Annotated in this window: 14 protein-coding genes and 2 pseudogenes; 8 read left to right on the top strand and 8 right to left on the bottom strand. The window is 62.7% G+C overall.

The window, feature by feature from the left end; all coding sequences use genetic code 11:
* Window positions 1–26 precede the first annotated feature (26 nt).
* The 4 genes from eutC to exaC all read right to left on the bottom strand — a co-directional run bounded on the left by eutC (window position 27) and on the right by exaC (window position 5387).
* Complete coding sequence (gene eutC / locus U9R80_RS24335) at window positions 27–851, bottom strand: ethanolamine ammonia-lyase subunit EutC (protein ID WP_301839951.1); 825 nt, start codon at window positions 849–851, stop codon at window positions 27–29.
* 11 nt (window positions 852–862) lie between these two features.
* Window positions 863–2257 carry an ethanolamine ammonia-lyase subunit EutB gene (locus tag U9R80_RS24330; RefSeq protein WP_301839953.1) on the bottom strand — a complete coding sequence of 465 codons (1395 nt, stop codon included), beginning with the start codon at window positions 2255–2257 and terminating at the stop codon, window positions 863–865.
* Between the two features lie 51 nt (window positions 2258–2308).
* Window positions 2309–3757 carry an ethanolamine permease gene (gene eat / locus U9R80_RS24325; protein ID WP_301839955.1) on the bottom strand — a complete coding sequence of 483 codons (1449 nt, stop codon included), beginning with the start codon at window positions 3755–3757 and terminating at the stop codon, window positions 2309–2311.
* A 109-nt stretch (window positions 3758–3866) separates the two neighbouring features.
* The gene (exaC, locus tag U9R80_RS24320; protein WP_301839956.1) at window positions 3867–5387 is read right to left on the bottom strand and encodes an acetaldehyde dehydrogenase ExaC; all 1521 of its coding nucleotides are present in this window, start codon (window positions 5385–5387) and stop codon (window positions 3867–3869) included.
* A 267-nt stretch (window positions 5388–5654) separates the two neighbouring features.
* Here exaC and U9R80_RS24315 point away from each other — a divergent pair.
* From U9R80_RS24315 to U9R80_RS24300, 5 genes and pseudogenes are all read left to right on the top strand, one after another.
* Window positions 5655–7377 (top strand): annotated as a pseudogene (locus U9R80_RS24315) (sigma-54-dependent Fis family transcriptional regulator); the annotation flags it as partial.
* A gap of 89 nt (window positions 7378–7466) precedes the next feature.
* Window positions 7467–7610: pseudogene (locus U9R80_RS27425) on the top strand (helix-turn-helix domain-containing protein); the annotation flags it as partial.
* A gap of 66 nt (window positions 7611–7676) precedes the next feature.
* Window positions 7677–9026 (top strand): UDP-N-acetylmuramate:L-alanyl-gamma-D-glutamyl-meso-diaminopimelate ligase, encoded by a 1350-nt coding sequence (gene mpl, locus U9R80_RS24310; protein ID WP_301839958.1) that lies wholly within the window; start codon window positions 7677–7679, stop codon window positions 9024–9026.
* Window positions 9023–9652 (top strand): flavin prenyltransferase UbiX, encoded by a 630-nt coding sequence (gene ubiX / locus U9R80_RS24305; RefSeq protein WP_301839959.1) that lies wholly within the window; start codon window positions 9023–9025, stop codon window positions 9650–9652. Before mpl ends, ubiX begins: the two co-directional genes overlap by 4 nt.
* Complete coding sequence (locus U9R80_RS24300) at window positions 9649–9936, top strand: YceK/YidQ family lipoprotein (RefSeq protein ID WP_301839960.1); 288 nt, start codon at window positions 9649–9651, stop codon at window positions 9934–9936. The genes ubiX and U9R80_RS24300 overlap by 4 nt, the downstream gene beginning before the upstream one ends.
* Before the next feature lie 66 nt (window positions 9937–10002).
* On the opposite strand, the gene U9R80_RS24295 is transcribed toward U9R80_RS24300, so the two are convergent.
* From U9R80_RS24295 to U9R80_RS24285, 3 genes are all read right to left on the bottom strand, one after another.
* The gene (locus U9R80_RS24295) at window positions 10003–10644 is read right to left on the bottom strand and encodes an oxidoreductase (RefSeq protein ID WP_301839961.1); all 642 of its coding nucleotides are present in this window, start codon (window positions 10642–10644) and stop codon (window positions 10003–10005) included.
* 26 nt (window positions 10645–10670) lie between these two features.
* Window positions 10671–12401: a C13 family peptidase gene (locus U9R80_RS24290; protein ID WP_301839962.1), complete on the bottom strand. Its 1731-nt coding sequence runs from the start codon at window positions 12399–12401 to the stop codon at window positions 10671–10673.
* An 88-nt stretch (window positions 12402–12489) separates the two neighbouring features.
* On the bottom strand, window positions 12490–12945 hold the full coding sequence (locus U9R80_RS24285) for a MaoC family dehydratase (protein WP_301839963.1): 456 nt from the start codon (window positions 12943–12945) through the stop codon (window positions 12490–12492).
* Between the two features lie 169 nt (window positions 12946–13114).
* Between U9R80_RS24285 and U9R80_RS24280 the strand changes: the two genes are divergently transcribed.
* Genes U9R80_RS24280 through U9R80_RS24270 form a run of 3 tightly spaced genes read left to right on the top strand, consistent with a single transcriptional unit; the run spans window position 13115 to window position 14790 of the window.
* Complete coding sequence (locus U9R80_RS24280; protein ID WP_301839964.1) at window positions 13115–13477, top strand: CidA/LrgA family protein; 363 nt, start codon at window positions 13115–13117, stop codon at window positions 13475–13477.
* A 2-nt stretch (window positions 13478–13479) separates the two neighbouring features.
* Window positions 13480–14190, top strand: coding sequence for an LrgB family protein (locus U9R80_RS24275; protein ID WP_301840128.1), 711 nt, complete (start codon window positions 13480–13482; stop codon window positions 14188–14190).
* 9 nt (window positions 14191–14199) lie between these two features.
* A complete protein-coding gene (locus U9R80_RS24270) occupies window positions 14200–14790 on the top strand; it encodes an LON peptidase substrate-binding domain-containing protein (RefSeq protein ID WP_301839965.1) in 591 nt (196 codons plus the stop codon).
* Between the two features lie 3 nt (window positions 14791–14793).
* Here U9R80_RS24270 and U9R80_RS24265 read toward each other — a convergent pair whose 3' ends face one another.
* Window positions 14794–16110, bottom strand: coding sequence for a bifunctional DedA family/phosphatase PAP2 family protein (locus U9R80_RS24265; protein ID WP_301839966.1), 1317 nt, complete (start codon window positions 16108–16110; stop codon window positions 14794–14796).

Genomic DNA, 16110 nt, shown 5'->3' with positions numbered 1-16110 from the left:
AAGTGCAATCTACGAACCTGGCGCTTTCACGGTTTGCTGAGCAGGAAATTGCCTTTGGTAGGTGTGTCGGCTTCTGACTCGAGCGTGTGTACTTGCGCTTCGTCCTTCAGATTGACCCCGGACAGCTGTCGGCGGCAGGCCTCACGCATGAGGTACAGCAGGCGATGTGCCGCCATGCCGTAGCTCAGGCCCTCCAGGCGCACGTTGGAGATGCAGTTGCGGTAGGCGTCGGTCAGTCCGACCCTGGGGTTATAGGTGAAATACAGCCCCAGGCTGTCTGGCGAGCTCAAGCCCGGGCGTTCGCCGATCAGGATCACGGTCATTTTCGCCCCCAGCAGCTCGCCCACCTCGTCGGCTACCGCGACGCGGCCTTGCTCCACCAGCACCACGGGGGCGGTGGACCAGCCGTCGGCAGCGGCTTGTTCTTCAAAACGCGCCAGAAACGGCAGGGTGTGGCGGTGTACGGCCAGCGCCGAGAGGCCATCGGCAACCACGATGGCAAGGTCGACGCCGCCCGGGTTGGCCAGGGCATGCTCGCGCAGTTGCTGGGCCGAGTCTTCGTGCAGGCGCCGGCCCAGGTCGGGACGCTGCAGATAACTGTGGCGATCGGCAGCGGCGCTGTGCAGCACCAGGCTGTCGCGGCCGCGCTCGCTGAGTTGCGCGCGGAGCCCCTGGTGATTGAACGCCAGGTGCACCGCATCGCGGGCCTGGGCGTGGGCGAACTGGAAGTCCAGCTGGGCACCGGTGGGCAGGCTGGTGCCGGTGCGGCCCAGGGCGATGCGCGCCGGGGTCAGGCGGCGCAGTTCCAGCCAGGGATTGGCGCTGTTGTCGTGCTGTGGAGTGTTGGCCATGTTCGACTCGCTTATCCCAGTTGCGCCAGGGCCTGGCGGAAGGCCGGTGGCAGGTTGTCACCAAAACGGACCCGGCCATCGGCCTGGGTGAAGATGCCCATGCGCGCCAGCCAGGCCTCGAATTCCGGCGCCGGTTTCAAACCCAGGGTCTGGCGGGCATACAGCGCGTCGTGGAAGGAAGTGGTCTGGTAGTTGAGCATGATGTCGTCGGAGCCGGGGATGCCCATGATGAAGTTGATGCCGGCTACGCCCAGCAGGGTCAGGAGCATGTCCATGTCGTCCTGGTCGGCTTCGGCATGGTTGGTGTAGCAGATATCGCAGCCCATGGGCACGCCCAGCAGCTTGCCGCAGAAGTGGTCCTCGAGGCCGGCACGGATGATCTGCTTGCCGTTGTACAGGTATTCCGGGCCGATGAAGCCGACCACGGTGTTCACCAGGAACGGCTTGAAATGCCGGGCCACGGCGTAAGCGCGGGTTTCGCAGGTTTGCTGGTCGACGCCATGGTGGGCGTTGGCCGACAGGGCGCTGCCCTGGCCGGTCTCGAAATACATCAGGTTCTGCCCCAGGGTGCCGCGCTTGAGGCTGAGGCCTGCGTCATAGCCTTCCTGCAGCACATTGAGGTTGATGCCGAAACTGGCGTTGGCCGCCTCGGTACCGGCAATCGACTGGAACACCAGGTCCAGCGGCACGCCGCGGTTGATCGCTTCGATCGAGGTGGTCACGTGGGTGAGCACGCAGGCCTGGGTGGGAATGTCATAGCGCTGGATGATGGCGTCGAGCATTTCCAGCAGCGCGCAGATCGAGGCGATGCTGTCGGTGGCCGGGTTGATGCCGATCATGGCGTCGCCGTTGCCGTACAACAGGCCGTCGAGGATGCTCGCGGCGATGCCGGCGGGTTCATCGGTGGGGTGGTTGGGTTGTAGGCGGGTCGACAGGCGCCCGCGCAGGCCCATGGTGCCGCGAAAACGGGTGACCACACGGATCTTCTGGGCCACCAGTACCAGGTCCTGCACACGCATGACTTTCGACACCGCAGCGGCCATTTCCGGGGTCAGCCCCGGGGCCAGCGCGCGCAGGCTGGTTTCGTCGGCGGCTTCGCTCAGCAGCCAGTCGCGCAGGCCACCTACGGTCAGGTGGCTGACCGGGGCAAAGGCCTGGGCATCATGGGTGTCGATGATCAGCCGGGTGACTTCGTCTTCCTCGTAAGGGATCAGGGCTTCAGTCAAAAAGTGCTTGAGGGGGATGTCGGCCAGGGCCATTTGCGCGGCGACCCGTTCACCGTCATTGCTGGCCGCCACCCCGGCGAGAAAGTCGCCCGAGCGAGCGGGGCTGGCCTTGGCCATGACTTCTTTGAGGCTGTCGAAGCGGTAGGTCTGTTGACCTGCCGTGTGTACAAAACTTGCCATACAGAATCTCCAGAACGCCGCAGGGCGGGCCTGCGGCGGAGGTGGCGTCGATCAGTGCAGGGCCTCTTCGGCCTTCTGGATCGCTGCGAATTCTTCTTCCGGTGTCCCGGCGACCAGGTGGTGCCGACTGTAGAAAGCAAAGTAGGCAATCAATACCCCATAAATCACCGCAGCGCCAATTACGACCCTGGGGTCGACCAGGAAGCCTGCGACGACAGCAAGGCAGGCCAGCACCAGGGCCACACCGGAGGTGAAGATGCCGCCCGGCGTACGATACGGGCGCTCCATTTTGGGGCGGCGAATGCGCAGGGTGATGTGCGCAGCCATCATCAGTACATAAGACAGCGTAGCGCCGAACACCGCCACCAGGATCAACAGGTCACCCTGGCCGGTCAGCGACAGGGCGAAGCCGATGATCCCGGGGATCACCAGGGCCAGCACCGGGGCCTTGCTCTTGTTGGTCTGCGAAAGCTTGCGCGGCAGGTAGCCAGCACGGGACAGGGCAAAGATCTGCCGCGAGTAGGCGTAGATGATCGAGAAGAAACTGGCGATCAGGCCGGCCAGGCCCACCAGGTTGACGAAGCCGCCCATCCAGGTGTTGCCGCCGTAGGCTTTGGACAGCGCCTCCACCAGCGGGTTGCCGGAGGCCTTCAGGGCTTCGGCACCGGCGCCGCCTGGGCCAACCACCAGGATCAGCAAGGCAAAGGCCAGCAGCACCAGCATGGCGCCGATCAGGCCGCGGGGCAGGTCGCGCTTGGGGTTCTTGGTTTCTTCGGCGGCCAGTGGCACGCCTTCGACCGCGAGGAAAAACCAGATCGCGTAGGGGATTGCCGCCCACACGCCCACATAGCCGAATGGCAGGAAGCTGCTGGCGCCAACGGCGTCGGTCTGGGCAATGTCGAACAGGTTGTTCACATCGAAATGCGGCACCATCGCCACCAGGAACACGCCCAGGGCAATGGCTGCCACGGCGGTGATGATGAACATCAGCTTGAGCGCTTCACCCACGCCGAAGATGTGGATACCGATGAAGATGATGTAGAAGGCGAGGTAGATCATCCAGCCGCCGATACCAAACAACGACTGGCAATAGGCGCCGATGAACACGGCAATGGCGGCCGGGGCAATCGCATACTCGATGAGGATCGCGGTACCGGTCAGAAACCCGCCCCAGGGCCCGAATGCACTGCGGGCAAAGCCGTAGCCGCCACCGGCGGTGGGGATCATCGAAGACAGTTCGGCCAGCGAAAAACACATGCACAGGTACATGGTGGCCATCAGCAAGGTGGCCAGGAACATACCGCCCCAGCCACCCTGGGCCAGGCCGAAGTTCCAGCCGGCGTAGTCGCCGGAAATCACATAGGCGACTCCCAGACCCACCAGCAGTACCCAGCCTGCCGCGCCCTTTTTCAGTTCACGTTGTTGGAAGTAGTCGGAACCGACTTTCTCGAAGTCGACAGAAGAGCCTGCCGGCGCGCTGCCGGTGTGATCGCTTGGCATAGGGTTCACCTGTTTTTTTTATCGTCACCGGCGGATGCCGGCCTGTGGTGATGGTCTTGCAGGAAGCGAGCCAGAGCGGTCCCGGGGGTGGGACCGCCCTGTTGCTGGTTTAGAAGAAGCCCAGCGGGTTGATGTCGTAGCTCACCAGCAGGTTTTTGGTTTGCTGGTAGTGGTCGAGCATCATTTTATGGGTTTCACGGCCGACGCCGGACTTCTTGTAGCCGCCGAACGCAGCATGCGCCGGGTACAGGTGGTAGCAGTTGGTCCACACACGGCCTGCCTTGATGCCGCGGCCCATGCGGTAGGCGCGGTTGATGTCGCGGGTCCATACGCCGGCACCCAGACCGAACTCGGTGTCGTTGGCAATCGCCAGGGCTTCGGCTTCGTCCTTGAAGGTGGTGACACTCACCACCGGGCCGAAGATTTCTTCCTGGAACACGCGCATCTGGTTGTTGCCCTTGAGCAGGGTCGGCTGGATGTAGAAACCGGTGGCAAGGTTGCCTTCGAGTTTCTCCACCTTGCCGCCGGTGAGCAGCTCGGCGCCTTCTTTCTCGGCGATCTCCAGGTACGAGAGGATCTTGTCGAACTGCTGCTCGGAGGCCTGGGCGCCGACCATGGTGTCGGTGTCCAGCGGGTCGCCGCGCTTGATCTGCTTGATCTTCTTCATCACCTCTTGCATGAACGCCGGGTAGATCGACTCCTGCACCAGTGCCCGTGACGGGCAGGTGCACACCTCACCCTGGTTGAAGAAGGCCAGCACCAGGCCTTCGGCGGCCTTCTCGATGAACGACTGCTCGGCCTGCATGATGTCTTCAAAGAAGATGTTCGGCGATTTGCCACCCAGCTCCACGGTGGACGGGATGATGTTCTCGGCAGCGCATTTCATGATGTGCGAGCCCACCGGGGTAGAGCCGGTGAAGGCGATCTTGGCGATGCGCTTGCTGGTGGCCAGGGCTTCGCCGGCTTCGCGGCCATAGCCTTGCACCACGTTGAGCACACCAGGTGGCAGCAGGTCGCCGATCACTTCCAGCAGCACGCTGATGCCCAGCGGCGTCTGCTCGGCAGGCTTGAGCACCACGCAGTTACCGGCGGCCAGGGCCGGAGCAAGTTTCCAGGCGGCCATCAGGATCGGGAAGTTCCACGGGATGATCTGACCGACCACGCCCAGGGGTTCATGGATGTGGTAGGCCACGGTGTTGCCGTCGATTTCCGCGGCGCCGCCTTCCTGGGCGCGCAGGCAGCCGGCGAAGTAGCGGAAGTGGTCAGCGGCCAGGGGGATATCGGCGTTCAGGGTTTCGCGGATGGCCTTGCCGTTGTCCCAGGTTTCGGTGATGGCCAGCAGTTCGAGGTTCTGTTCGATGCGGTCGGCGATCTTCAGCAGGATCAGCGAGCGGGCCTGGGCCGAGGTTGTGCCCCAGGCGTCTGCGGCAGCATGGGCGGCGTCCAGGGCTTTTTCGATGTCTTCGGGACCGGAGCGCGGGAATTCGGCGATCAGTTTGCCGTTTACAGGCGAGATGTTTTCAAAGTACTGCCCTTTGACTGGAGCTACGAACTCGCCACCGATGTAATTCCCGTAACGGCTTTTGAAGGTGACTTTCGCGCCTTCGGTACCGGGATGTGCATAACGCATGGTGTGTCTCCTGGCTATTGTGCTTGTTGGTGGAGGATAAGAAGCATAGAGCAAGGGTTGGGCCAGTGTTTTCAGTGCCAGCTAAATCAAGGGCTTACGGTGTTTTTCTGGCGGCCTGGAGGGGCCGGTGTGGCAGCGGCGATACAGCCTGGGTGACACTTTGTACCGCTTGTGGCACAGCCTGTGACCCAGCGGTCAAGCCAGCATTGCAATGCCGGGACGGGTGGAGGATGCTGGGCTTATCTCGTCTGCGGAGAACAATAAAAAGTGCAGAACAATCACCTCAGCCGGCACGCCCGGCAAGTGCTTACGGTCACCCAGGGCAAGGCGCAAATGCAGGGGCCGGGCAGCGATCCGTCGATTGCCCGCTCATGGCTGCGCTGCCTTGAGGACTACCATCTGGACCCGGCCCAGAGCATGGCGCCCACCGTGCTTGAACATGGCCGCGTGCTGGAGAGCCGCGAGCGCCTGCAGCAGGTGCTGCAGATTGCCGGCACCGAGATGAACAGCCTGCACCAGCAGTTGTCTGGCGCCGGGCATGCGGTGCTGCTGACCGATGCCCGCGGGGTGATCCTCAATTGCGTTACGGCGCCGACCGAACGGCGTATTTTCGAGCGCGCCGGGCTGTGGCTCGGCGCTGACTGGAGCGAGGCCCGCGAAGGCACCAATGGCATCGGCACCTGCCTGGTCGAACGCCAGGCGCTGACCATTCACCAGGATGAACATTTCCGTGGCCGGCATACCGGCCTGACTTGCTCGGCCAGCCCGGTCTTCGACCCCCATGGCGAGCTGCTGGCGGTACTCGACGTGTCTTCGGCGCGTCCGGATGTGTCGCGCCAGAGCCAGTTCCACACCATGGCGCTGGTCAATCTTTCGGCAAAAATGATCGAGAGCTGTTATTTCCTGCGCTATTTTGAGAACCAATGGCTGCTGCGCTTTCACCTTCAGGCCGAGTCGGTCGGATTGTTCAGCGAAGGGCTGCTTGCGTTTGATGGCGATGGGCGGATTTGTGCGGTCAACCAAAGCGCCTTGAACCTGCTCGGCACCATCCGGGGCGGTGTGCTGGGCAAGCCGGTCGAGATGTTCTTCGACTGTGCGCTGGATGAGCTGTTCAGCCGCACGACGGCGCAGGCCAGCACCAGTTGGCCATTGCGCACCCGCGATGGCCGCTTGTTGTTCGCCAGCCTGCGGGGCCAGGTTCGCAACCCGGTAGTGCCTTCATTGGCGTCCCCGGCACCTGCTGCCAAGGTAGAGAAGGGCGGGGCGATTTGCCTGCTCGATCCGCTGTTGCAGAACGATTTCCGCCGGGCCGTGCGGGTGTTCGAGCGCGATGTTCCCTTGCTGATCAATGGTGAGACCGGCAGCGGCAAGGAGGCCTTCGCCAAGGCGGTGCACCAGGCCAGCCAGCGTGGCGACAAGGCGTTTGTTGCCCTCAACTGTGCCTCCATTCCAGAAAGCCTGATCGAGAGCGAGCTGTTCGGCTACCGGGGCGGAAGCTTCACCGGTGCCCGCAAGGAGGGCATGCGCGGCAAGCTGCAGCAGGCTGACGGCGGCACCTTGTTGCTGGATGAAATTGGCGACATGCCACTGGCCTTGCAGACCCGCTTGCTGCGGGTATTGGAAGACCGCATGGTGGTGCCGATCGGCGGGGAACCGCAGGCGGTCAACGTGCGCATCATCAGTGCCACCCACCGCAACTTGCTGGGGCGGGTAGAGGATGGCAGTTTCCGTGAAGACCTTTATTACCGCCTCAACGGCCTGGAGATCGAGCTGCCTGCCTTGCGTGAGCGTAGCGACAAATCCCAGTTGCTCGATTTCATCCTCGCCGAGGAAGCGGGTAGTCAGGTTGTGAGCCTGGAACCGTCGGCACGGCAGGCGTTGCTGGCATTCGCCTGGCCCGGGAACGTGCGCCAGTTGCGTAATGTGCTGCGCACCTTGGTAGCGCTGTGTGATAACGGCATCATCCGCCACACCGACCTGCCAGCCACAGTGACTGCTGTAGGAGCGGGCTTGCCCCGCGATAGCAGTCCCTCAAACCCTCCACCTCACAGAACAGGCCAAGACGCTGCACCACCGCTCCTGCAGTGCGCCGAGCGCGATGCCTTGCTTGCCACCCTCGAGCAACTTCGCTGGCACATGACCCATGTCGCCGCGCAGTTGGGTGTCAGCCGCAATACCTTGTATCGAAAACTTCGCAAGCACGGTATCGCCCGCAGTCTTTGAGCGAAACACAGGATGCGATTTCCTGTGCGCTGGGCTACCCTGCCTCGACGTTTTGCGAGGTCGATCATGCACATTCATATTCTCGGTATTTGCGGCACTTTCATGGGTTCGCTGGCGGTGCTGGCCAAAGAGCTCGGTCATCGCGTCACAGGCTCCGACGCCAATGTCTATCCCCCCATGAGCACCCAGCTTGAGGCCCAGGGCATCGAGCTGACCCAGGGCTACGACGCCGCCCAGCTGGACCCGGCGCCCGATCTGGTGGTGATTGGCAACGCACTGTCCCGTGGCAATCCTGCGGTGGAATACGTGCTCAACAAGGGCCTGCCTTACGTGTCGGGTCCGCAGTGGCTGGCCGACCATGTGCTGCAAGGTCGCTGGGTGCTGGCGGTTGCCGGCACGCATGGCAAGACCACCACCAGCAGCATGCTGGCCTGGGTGCTGGAACATGCCGGCATGAGCCCGGGCTTTTTGATTGGCGGTGTGCCACAGAACTTCTCGGTGTCGGCGCGCTTGGGCGGCACGCCGTTCTTCGTGGTCGAGGCTGACGAATACGACAGCGCCTTCTTCGACAAGCGCTCGAAGTTTGTCCACTACCGCCCGCGTACTGCGATCCTCAACAACCTCGAGTTCGATCACGCGGATATCTTCCCTGATCTGGCAGCGATCGAGCGTCAGTTCCATCACTTGGTGCGCACCATTCCGAGTGAAGGTCTGGTCATTCATCCGACCACCGAGCTTGCGATCGAGCGGGTCATCAAGATGGGCTGCTGGACACCGGTACAAACCACCGGCGAAGGCGGGCAGTGGCAGGTCAAGCTGCTCAGCGCCGACGGTTCGCGTTTTGAAGTCAGCTTTGAAGGCGAGACTCAAGGCGTGGTCGAGTGGGAACTGACCGGCCAGCACAACGTGGCCAACGCCCTGGCAACCCTGGCCGCAGCCCGCCATGTTGGTGTGGTACCGGCGATGGGTATTGCCGCATTGAGCGCATTCAAGAGCGTCAAGCGTCGCATGGAGAAAGTCGCCGAAGTGCAGGGCGTGACCATCTATGACGACTTCGCGCACCACCCGACTGCTATTGCCACCACCCTCGACGGCCTGCGCAAGCGCATTGGCGATGCGCCGCTGATCGCGGTGATCGAGCCTCGTTCCAACTCGATGAAGCTGGGCGCGCACCGCGATGGCTTGCCGGAAAGCGTCAACGATGCCGACCAGGTCATCTGGTATGCGCCACCCAACCTGGGGTGGGACCTGGCCGCCACTGCCGCCGAGTGCAAGGTGCCTGCCGTGGTTGCCGACAGCCTTGAAGCGATCATCGAGCGGGTCAAGAGCCAGGCCAAGCCCGGCACCCAGGTGGTGATCATGAGTAACGGTGGTTTTGGCGGGCTGCACGGCAAGCTGGCCGAGGCGCTGAAATGAGCGGGCCGGAACGCATCACTCTGGCCATGACCGGGGCTTCGGGGGCGCAGTATGGGCTGCGCCTGCTCGATTGCCTGGTGCGCGAAGACCGGGAGGTGCACTTTCTGATCTCCAAGGCCGCGCAACTGGTGATGTCGACCGAAACCGACGTGGTGCTTCCGGCCAAGCCTCAGGCGATTCAAACCTTTCTCACCGAGTACACCGGCGCTGCCGCCGGGCAGATTCGCGTGTACGGCAAGGAGGACTGGATGTCGCCAGTGGCTTCCGGCTCCGGCGCGCCGGCAGCGATGGTGGTGGTGCCGTGCTCTACCGGCACGCTGTCGGCGATTGCCACGGGTGCTTGCAACAACCTCATCGAGCGTGCTGCCGACGTCACCCTCAAGGAGCGTCGCCAGTTGATCCTGGTGCCGCGTGAAGCGCCGTTCTCCACTATCCATCTGGAGAACATGCTCAAGCTGTCGAACATGGGCGCGGTGATCCTGCCTGCGGCGCCGGGGTTCTATCACCAGCCGCAGACCATTGATGATTTGATCGACTTTGTCGTGGCACGGATCCTCAATCTGCTGGACATCCCCCAGGACATGCTGCCGCGCTGGGGCGAGCATCACCTCGGCGCCGATGAATGAAGCGACTGCTCGGCGTGGCCGCGCTGTGTGTGCTGGTCAGTGGTTGTGCCAGCGTACGCACACTGGATGCCGCCAAGCCTGGGGCACCGTTGGTCTATAGCGGTACGCGGCTTGACCTGTATGCACTGCAAGGTGGGTGTTGTGCGATGGACCGCTTTGGCGCCGAGGCGCCGCGTTATCCGGGGCTGGATCTGCCGGGGAGCCTGTTGCTCGACACCTTGCTGTTGCCGTTGTCGGTGTTGACGGCATTGGGAATCGGGTTTCAGGCGACGGGTGGGTTGTAATGACATCGCGGGGCAAGCTCGCTCCTACAGCAACATTGTAGGAGCGGGCTTGCCCCGCGATCGGTTTTACCTGCCGAGCCTGCGCAATTCGTCGGACTCGACAATGCGAATCCCGTCCTGCTCTTCCAGCGCCAGGCGCCACAGTGCGCGGGCCAGCTGGCAGGCTTCGATACCACGGAACTTACCGGGAATGAGTTTGGCCAACGGCCCGGCAACCTGATCGGCCAGGCGTGGTTCCAGCCGATCACCCAGCAACAGGGAAGGGCGGGCGATGGTCAGTTGCGGCCAGTCCTGGGCCTTCAAGGCTGCTTCCATTTCGCCCTTGACCCGGTTGTAGAAGATCCGCGACCGACGGTCGGCGCCCAGGGCGCTCAACACCAGCAGGTGCCTGGCACCCATCTCCCGGGCACGTTTGCCGAACGCCACCACCATGTCCAGGTCGACGGCACGAAAAGCCGATTCGGACCCTGCCTGTTTGATTGTGGTGCCCAGGCAGCAGAACGCGATGTCGACACGACCGGCCAGTTGCGGCAGGAAGATTGCCGGATCGCCGACCGGGTTTTCCAGGTGCGGGTGCTCGGCCAGCGGGCGACGGGTAGGGGCTAGCACGCGACTGACGGTTGGCTCGTTGAGCAACCGGTCGAGCAGATGTTCACCAGTGAGACCGGTGGCTCCGGCAAGCAGGATATGCTGAGGCGTCAAGTACATGATGTCTCTCCCTTGATACAGTCAGCTTAGTGGCTGCTGGCATTTTTTGCATGTCCCGTCTCATTTGCCGTTTTGCTTTCCAGGGCTTTGCGCGCCTGCTGCTGGCGCAAGCGTTGCCAATGTGCCACTACGTCCTTGGGGGCCCAGATTTGCGGCTCGGAGGCCTCGAAACCCTCTACCGCTTCGCGCTCGGCAACGCTGGCGCTGGCTTGATCAAAGGCCTGCTGCAGGTCGTCGGTTTGGTTCAGGGCCTGGGCGAACAAGGCATCGCCGAAGTAGGTAAAGTCTGCTTCTTCAGAGCAGCCGAACGACACACGGTCCGCCCGAGAGGCGGTCATGATCAATGTCTTGTCGTCTTTGAGCGAGTCGATGTAGCCCCCTGAATAGCAGGCCGAGATGACAATGATCTTGTCGCGATCTTTCAATGGCGCCAGTGTACTGGCGAGGGCATCGGCTGGCAGGTCGGCCAGTTGCAGGCGTGGCTGATCGAGTACCAGTTCGTGCTCGTGGCTGCCGTGGGTGGTCAGGTAGATGAACACCAGGTCTTCGGGGCCGGTGCGCTCGGCCAGGGTGCGAACGGCGCGGGCAAGGTTTTCGCGGGTGGCCATGGGCCGGTCATCGAGGTGGTCGCGATGATTGACCAGGCTGATTTGCCCCGTGGCGCCAAAGCGGCTCTTGAGCATGGTGCTGACATAGTCGGCCTCGCGCAGAAACACACTCTGCTTGCCGTCGCCGGCCAGGGTCAGGCTGTACAGTTCGATCTGCGGCGTGGACGCCGGAATCTGCTTCAGTGCCTGCTCCAGCAGCGGCCCTTGGTTCAGCAGTGCCAGTTCCAGCGGGTCAGGCAGCAGCTTGCCCATCTCGTCGCGCACGCGCAGGCCGTTGATCCATTCACCGCTCTGGCTGCTGCCATCGGTGAGGGTCAGGCGGCCACGGCCATGGTAGGTGTCGTTGTCAAAGCCGCCGACATACAGGCTGCCATCGGCCAGCTGCAAGCGACCGTTGCCGGAGAAGCGCCAGTCGCGAAAGTTGCCCTTGTAATGGCTGCCATCGCTGGCGATCAGCTCGCCTTTGCCATTGAGGGTGCCGTCCTTGAACTGCCCGATCCAGACATCACCGTCGACGCTTTCATAGCGGCCACGACCTTCCAGGCGATTGTCGCGAAAGGCGCCGATGTATTGGTCGCCTTCGGCACTGTTGTAGGTGCCGCTACCTTCGAGTTGGCCGTTGACGAAGCGCCCGCTGAACTGGTTGCCGCTGGCATCGCTGCGAATGCCTTCACCATTGGGTTTGCCGCGGGCGAACAGGCCCTGGTACTGACTGCCGTCGGCGAGTTCGAGGTGGCCTGCACCGTTGTATTGGTCGTCATTGAACTGGCCGCGATACAGCAGACCGCTCTCTTTGAGGGTGCCTTCGCCATCGCGTCGGCCGAGCTTGAAGCCGCCGGTATAGCTGCTGCCTGAGGTTTTCAGGGTGCCCAGGCCATGGAACAGACCTTGCTGGAACTGGCCGCGATAGACTTCGCCGTTGCTGCCGTGCCATTCGCCCTGGCCGTGCCACTGGCCATTGAGGAAGTTGCCGGCGTACCAACTGCCGTTGGGGTAGTCGATGCGGCCTTCGCCTTGCAGCAGGCCTTCGACCACCTGGCCCCGGAAGCGACCACCATCGGGCAGGCGTGCATCCGGTGGAGACAGGGGTTCGCCATCGCCACAAGCGGTGAGCAGCAAGGTCAGGGCAAGAGGAACAAGTGGGCGCATGACGGGGTCCAGGCGGGTGAGGCCCCGAGTATGCCGCAGAATGCGCCGACTGAAACAGCCACCGGGGCTGTTTCAGTTTCGGGCAGGCTCAGACGAAGCAGAGTGTCAGTGGTTCGGCGATGTAGGCGGGCTTTTCCTGGCCTTCGATTTCCAGGGTGGCGGTGAGCTTGAGCAGCCACTGGCCGGGCTTTTTCTCGGTGGCGTCGGCCAGGTCGACCTTGAGTCGGACCTTGCTGTCGACCTTGACTGGCTGGATGAAGCGCACGCTGTCCAGGCCGTAGTTGACGACCATCTTCAGGCCCTCAGGCAGGACCACGATGCCTTCCATCAACTGGGGGATCAGCGACAGGGTGAGAAAGCCATGGGCAATGGTGCTGCCAAATGGCGTTTCTGCCGCCTTTACCGGGTCCACATGGATGAACTGAAAGTCACCTGTGGCCTCGGCAAACAGGTTGATGCGGTCTTGGTCGATGGTCAGCCATTCGGAACGTCCCAGTTCCTTTCCAACGTACTGCGAAAGCTCTGCAACAGGTACAAAGGGCATCTTGACTCTCCAGATTGTCTTTGGATTTCTTATGACGTAGGCAGATTCAAACACCTAAGATCAGCACGCCTGCACAAAGCGGTCAAGTCGCCATATTTTCGGCGAATATCAGGTTATAGGCAGGTCGTTAGCGTGCTTATAATGGCCGCCAGGCCCAAAGGAGGTAGTTATGCTGTTGCGTGGATTGACCTGGCTGGTGTTGTTTCAATTGCTTGGGACGGCGATCAATCACCTGTTTGTGCCTTTTCTGCCCGGTGCCATCCTTGGGCTGCTGTTTTTGCTGGTGTTCCTGATGGTGCGCGGCGAAGTGGGGGCGCCGCTGAGCGAGGCCGCCAATAGCCTGCTGCGCTACCTGCCGTTGCTGTTGGTGCCACCGGCGGTGGGGGTGATGGTTTATGCCGCCGATATCGCTGCCGACTTCTGGGCCATCGTCGGTGCCTTGGTGCTTTCGGCGTTGATCACCCTGGCGTTTGTCGGTGTGCTGATGCAAAAGCTGATCGCCCGCCAGGGCAAGCGTGAGGAGCGGTCATGAGCCTGGATTGGGGCGGAGCCCTGGACGCCGTCATTCATCATCCGCTGTTCGGCATCGGCATCACTCTGGGGGCTTACCAACTGGTGTTGGCCGCCTACGAGAAAACCCGCTGGATCTTCTTGCAGCCGGTGCTGGTGTCGATGCTTGTGGTCATTGGCGTACTGCTGACGTGTGGTCTGACCTACAGCGAATACCGCAAAAGTACCGAAATCATGAGTATCCTCCTGGGCCCAGCGACGGTCGCCCTGGCGGTACCGCTCTATCTCAACCTGCGGCGGATTCGCCAACTGTTCTGGCCGACCTTTACTACGCTGGTATTCGGAGGGGTCTTTGCGACCGGCGCCTGCTTGCTGTTGGGGTGGTGGTTTGGTGCCGAACACATGATTCTGATGACCATGGCGCCCAAGTCGGTGACCTCGCCGATTGCCATGCTGGTCGCCGAACAGATTGGCGGCGTGGCGGCCCTGGCGGCGGTGTTCGTGCTGATTACCGGGGTGATCGGGGCGATTTTCGGTCCCGGGCTGTTGTCACGTTGTGGTGTGCACAGCCCCGAGGCCCGAGGCATGGCCCTGGGAGTGACCGCTCATGCGGTGGGTACCTCGGTGGCGCTGCAGGAAAGTGATGAGTGCGGGGCCTTCGCGGCGCTCGCGATGAGCCTGATGGGGGTCGCCACAGCGGTGTTCCTGCCTCTCGCGGTCAGCCTGGCTGTTTAAGGAGTTGCAATGACGTTACCCCTGTTTCCGCTCAATACAGTGCTGTTTCCGGGTTGCTATCTCGATCTGCAGATCTTCGAGGCGCGCTACCTGGACATGATCGGTCGCTGCATGAAGCAGGGCGGCGGGTTTGGCGTTGTCTGCATTCTTGAGGGTGAGCAAGTCGGCAAGGCACCCGAAGGCTATGCCTCGATTGGGTGCGAGGCGCTGATTCGCGATTTCCAACAGCAGGACAACGGCTTGCTCGGCATTCGCGTCGAGGGCACCCGGCGTTTTCGTGTAGAGCAGGCGCACGTGCAAAAGGACCAGTTGTTGCTGGCAGAGGTGCAGTGGCTGCAGGATCTGCCCGATACGCCATTGCGCGATCAGGATGATGATCTGCTGGCCTTGCTCAAGGCCTTGGGCGAGCACCCGATGGTGGCCGCGCTGGACATGCCGGCCCAGGTCCTGGGCCAGCAATCCCTGGCTAATCAGCTTGCCTATCTGCTGCCCTTCGTTGAGGAAGACAAACTCGATCTCCTGGCCATTGACGCGCCGCAGCAACGCCTGGATGCCATCCAGGCGTTGCTCGATCGACTGCAGGGCGAGCTGTTCGCCTGAGCCTCAGTACTGGTAGCGCACCAGGGCGTGAGGCAGGGCGTGCAGGCTGAAAAAGGCCAGCAAGGCAACGCACGCCGGCAGGATCAACCACCAGACCTTCAGCGGCAGGGCCGCAAGCGGCTCACGGTGCTGGGTCAGGGTCAGGCTGGTGGCGCACACGCAGCAGGCAAGCATGGCCCCGGCAAGGATATCGGTCGGCCAGTGCGCGCCCAGGTACACCCTCGATAGCGCAATTGCCAGTGCGGGCAGGCAGCCCAGCAGAATCCAGGTCAGGCGCATGCGTGCCGGTTGTCCGCGTCCGGCCAGTACCGCCAGAACCAGGAAAAACGCAAAGGCTGCCGAGCTGTGACCGCTGGGCATGCTGTAGGTGGTCAGTGGATCGCTCAGCACTTCCGGGCGGGCCCGGGCGAACAGCCACTTCAGGCTGCCATTGGCCAGGGCGGTGCCGATCAGCGTGGCGCCGGCAAAGATTGCTGGGCGCCATTGACGTGCCAGCAGCAGCAGGCCGACCAGCAGGCCACCGAGGAAGAACTGGGTCCGAAAATCGCCCATGCGGGTGACCAGCACCACGCTGCCATCAATGACGCTGCTGCGGTGCTCCTGGATCAGGGTCATCAGGCCCTGGTCGAACTCATGCAGGTACGGCCAGCCAACAAACAGACCGGTCAGGGCCAGCAGACTGAGCCCGGCAATCACGCGGGTGCCGCGGCGCATGCTGCGCAGGCTGCAGTTGATGCTCACCCCCAGCAGCACGGCCAGGCCGGCAGCGATGATGCCGGCGTCGAGCCAGAAACCTTCGGGCAGTGGCAGGCGCATGGCGGCCCCCGTTGCCCAGCCGGGCAACAGATAAGCCACCGACCAGCCGGCCCCGGCAATCAGGCTGACCGCGATGAAGCGCGGAAGGGGCATGTCGAACATGCCGGCAACCATGGGCAGCATCGGGCGCAAGGGGCCGATGAAACGCCCCACCAGCAGGCTGGCAATGCCGTAGCGCTGGAAATAGGTTTCGGCGCCGCCGATCCATTCCGGGTGGTGACGCAGCAATGGCAGACGGCGGATGTTCTGGTGGAACTTGCGTCCCAGGGTATAGGAAATCGCGTCACCCAGCAGGCCACCAAAGAACCCCAGCATCAGGGTTTCACCCAGTGAGAGGGCGCCGCTGCCCGCCAGTACCGCCACGGCGAACAACAACACCGTGCCCGGCACGATGATCCCGGCTATCGCCAGGCACTCCACGCAGGCCACCAGAAAAATCGCCAAGCCTAGCCATTGCGGGTTGGCGCCAAGCCAACTCGTCAGACTGTCGAGCCATTGGCCCAT

This window comes from Pseudomonas sp. JQ170C, assembly GCF_035581345.1.
Taxonomy (GTDB): Bacteria; Pseudomonadota; Gammaproteobacteria; order Pseudomonadales; family Pseudomonadaceae; genus Aquipseudomonas.
The sequence above is the reverse complement of the archived record's forward strand: the minus strand, read 5'-3'. Positions and strand labels throughout refer to the sequence as shown.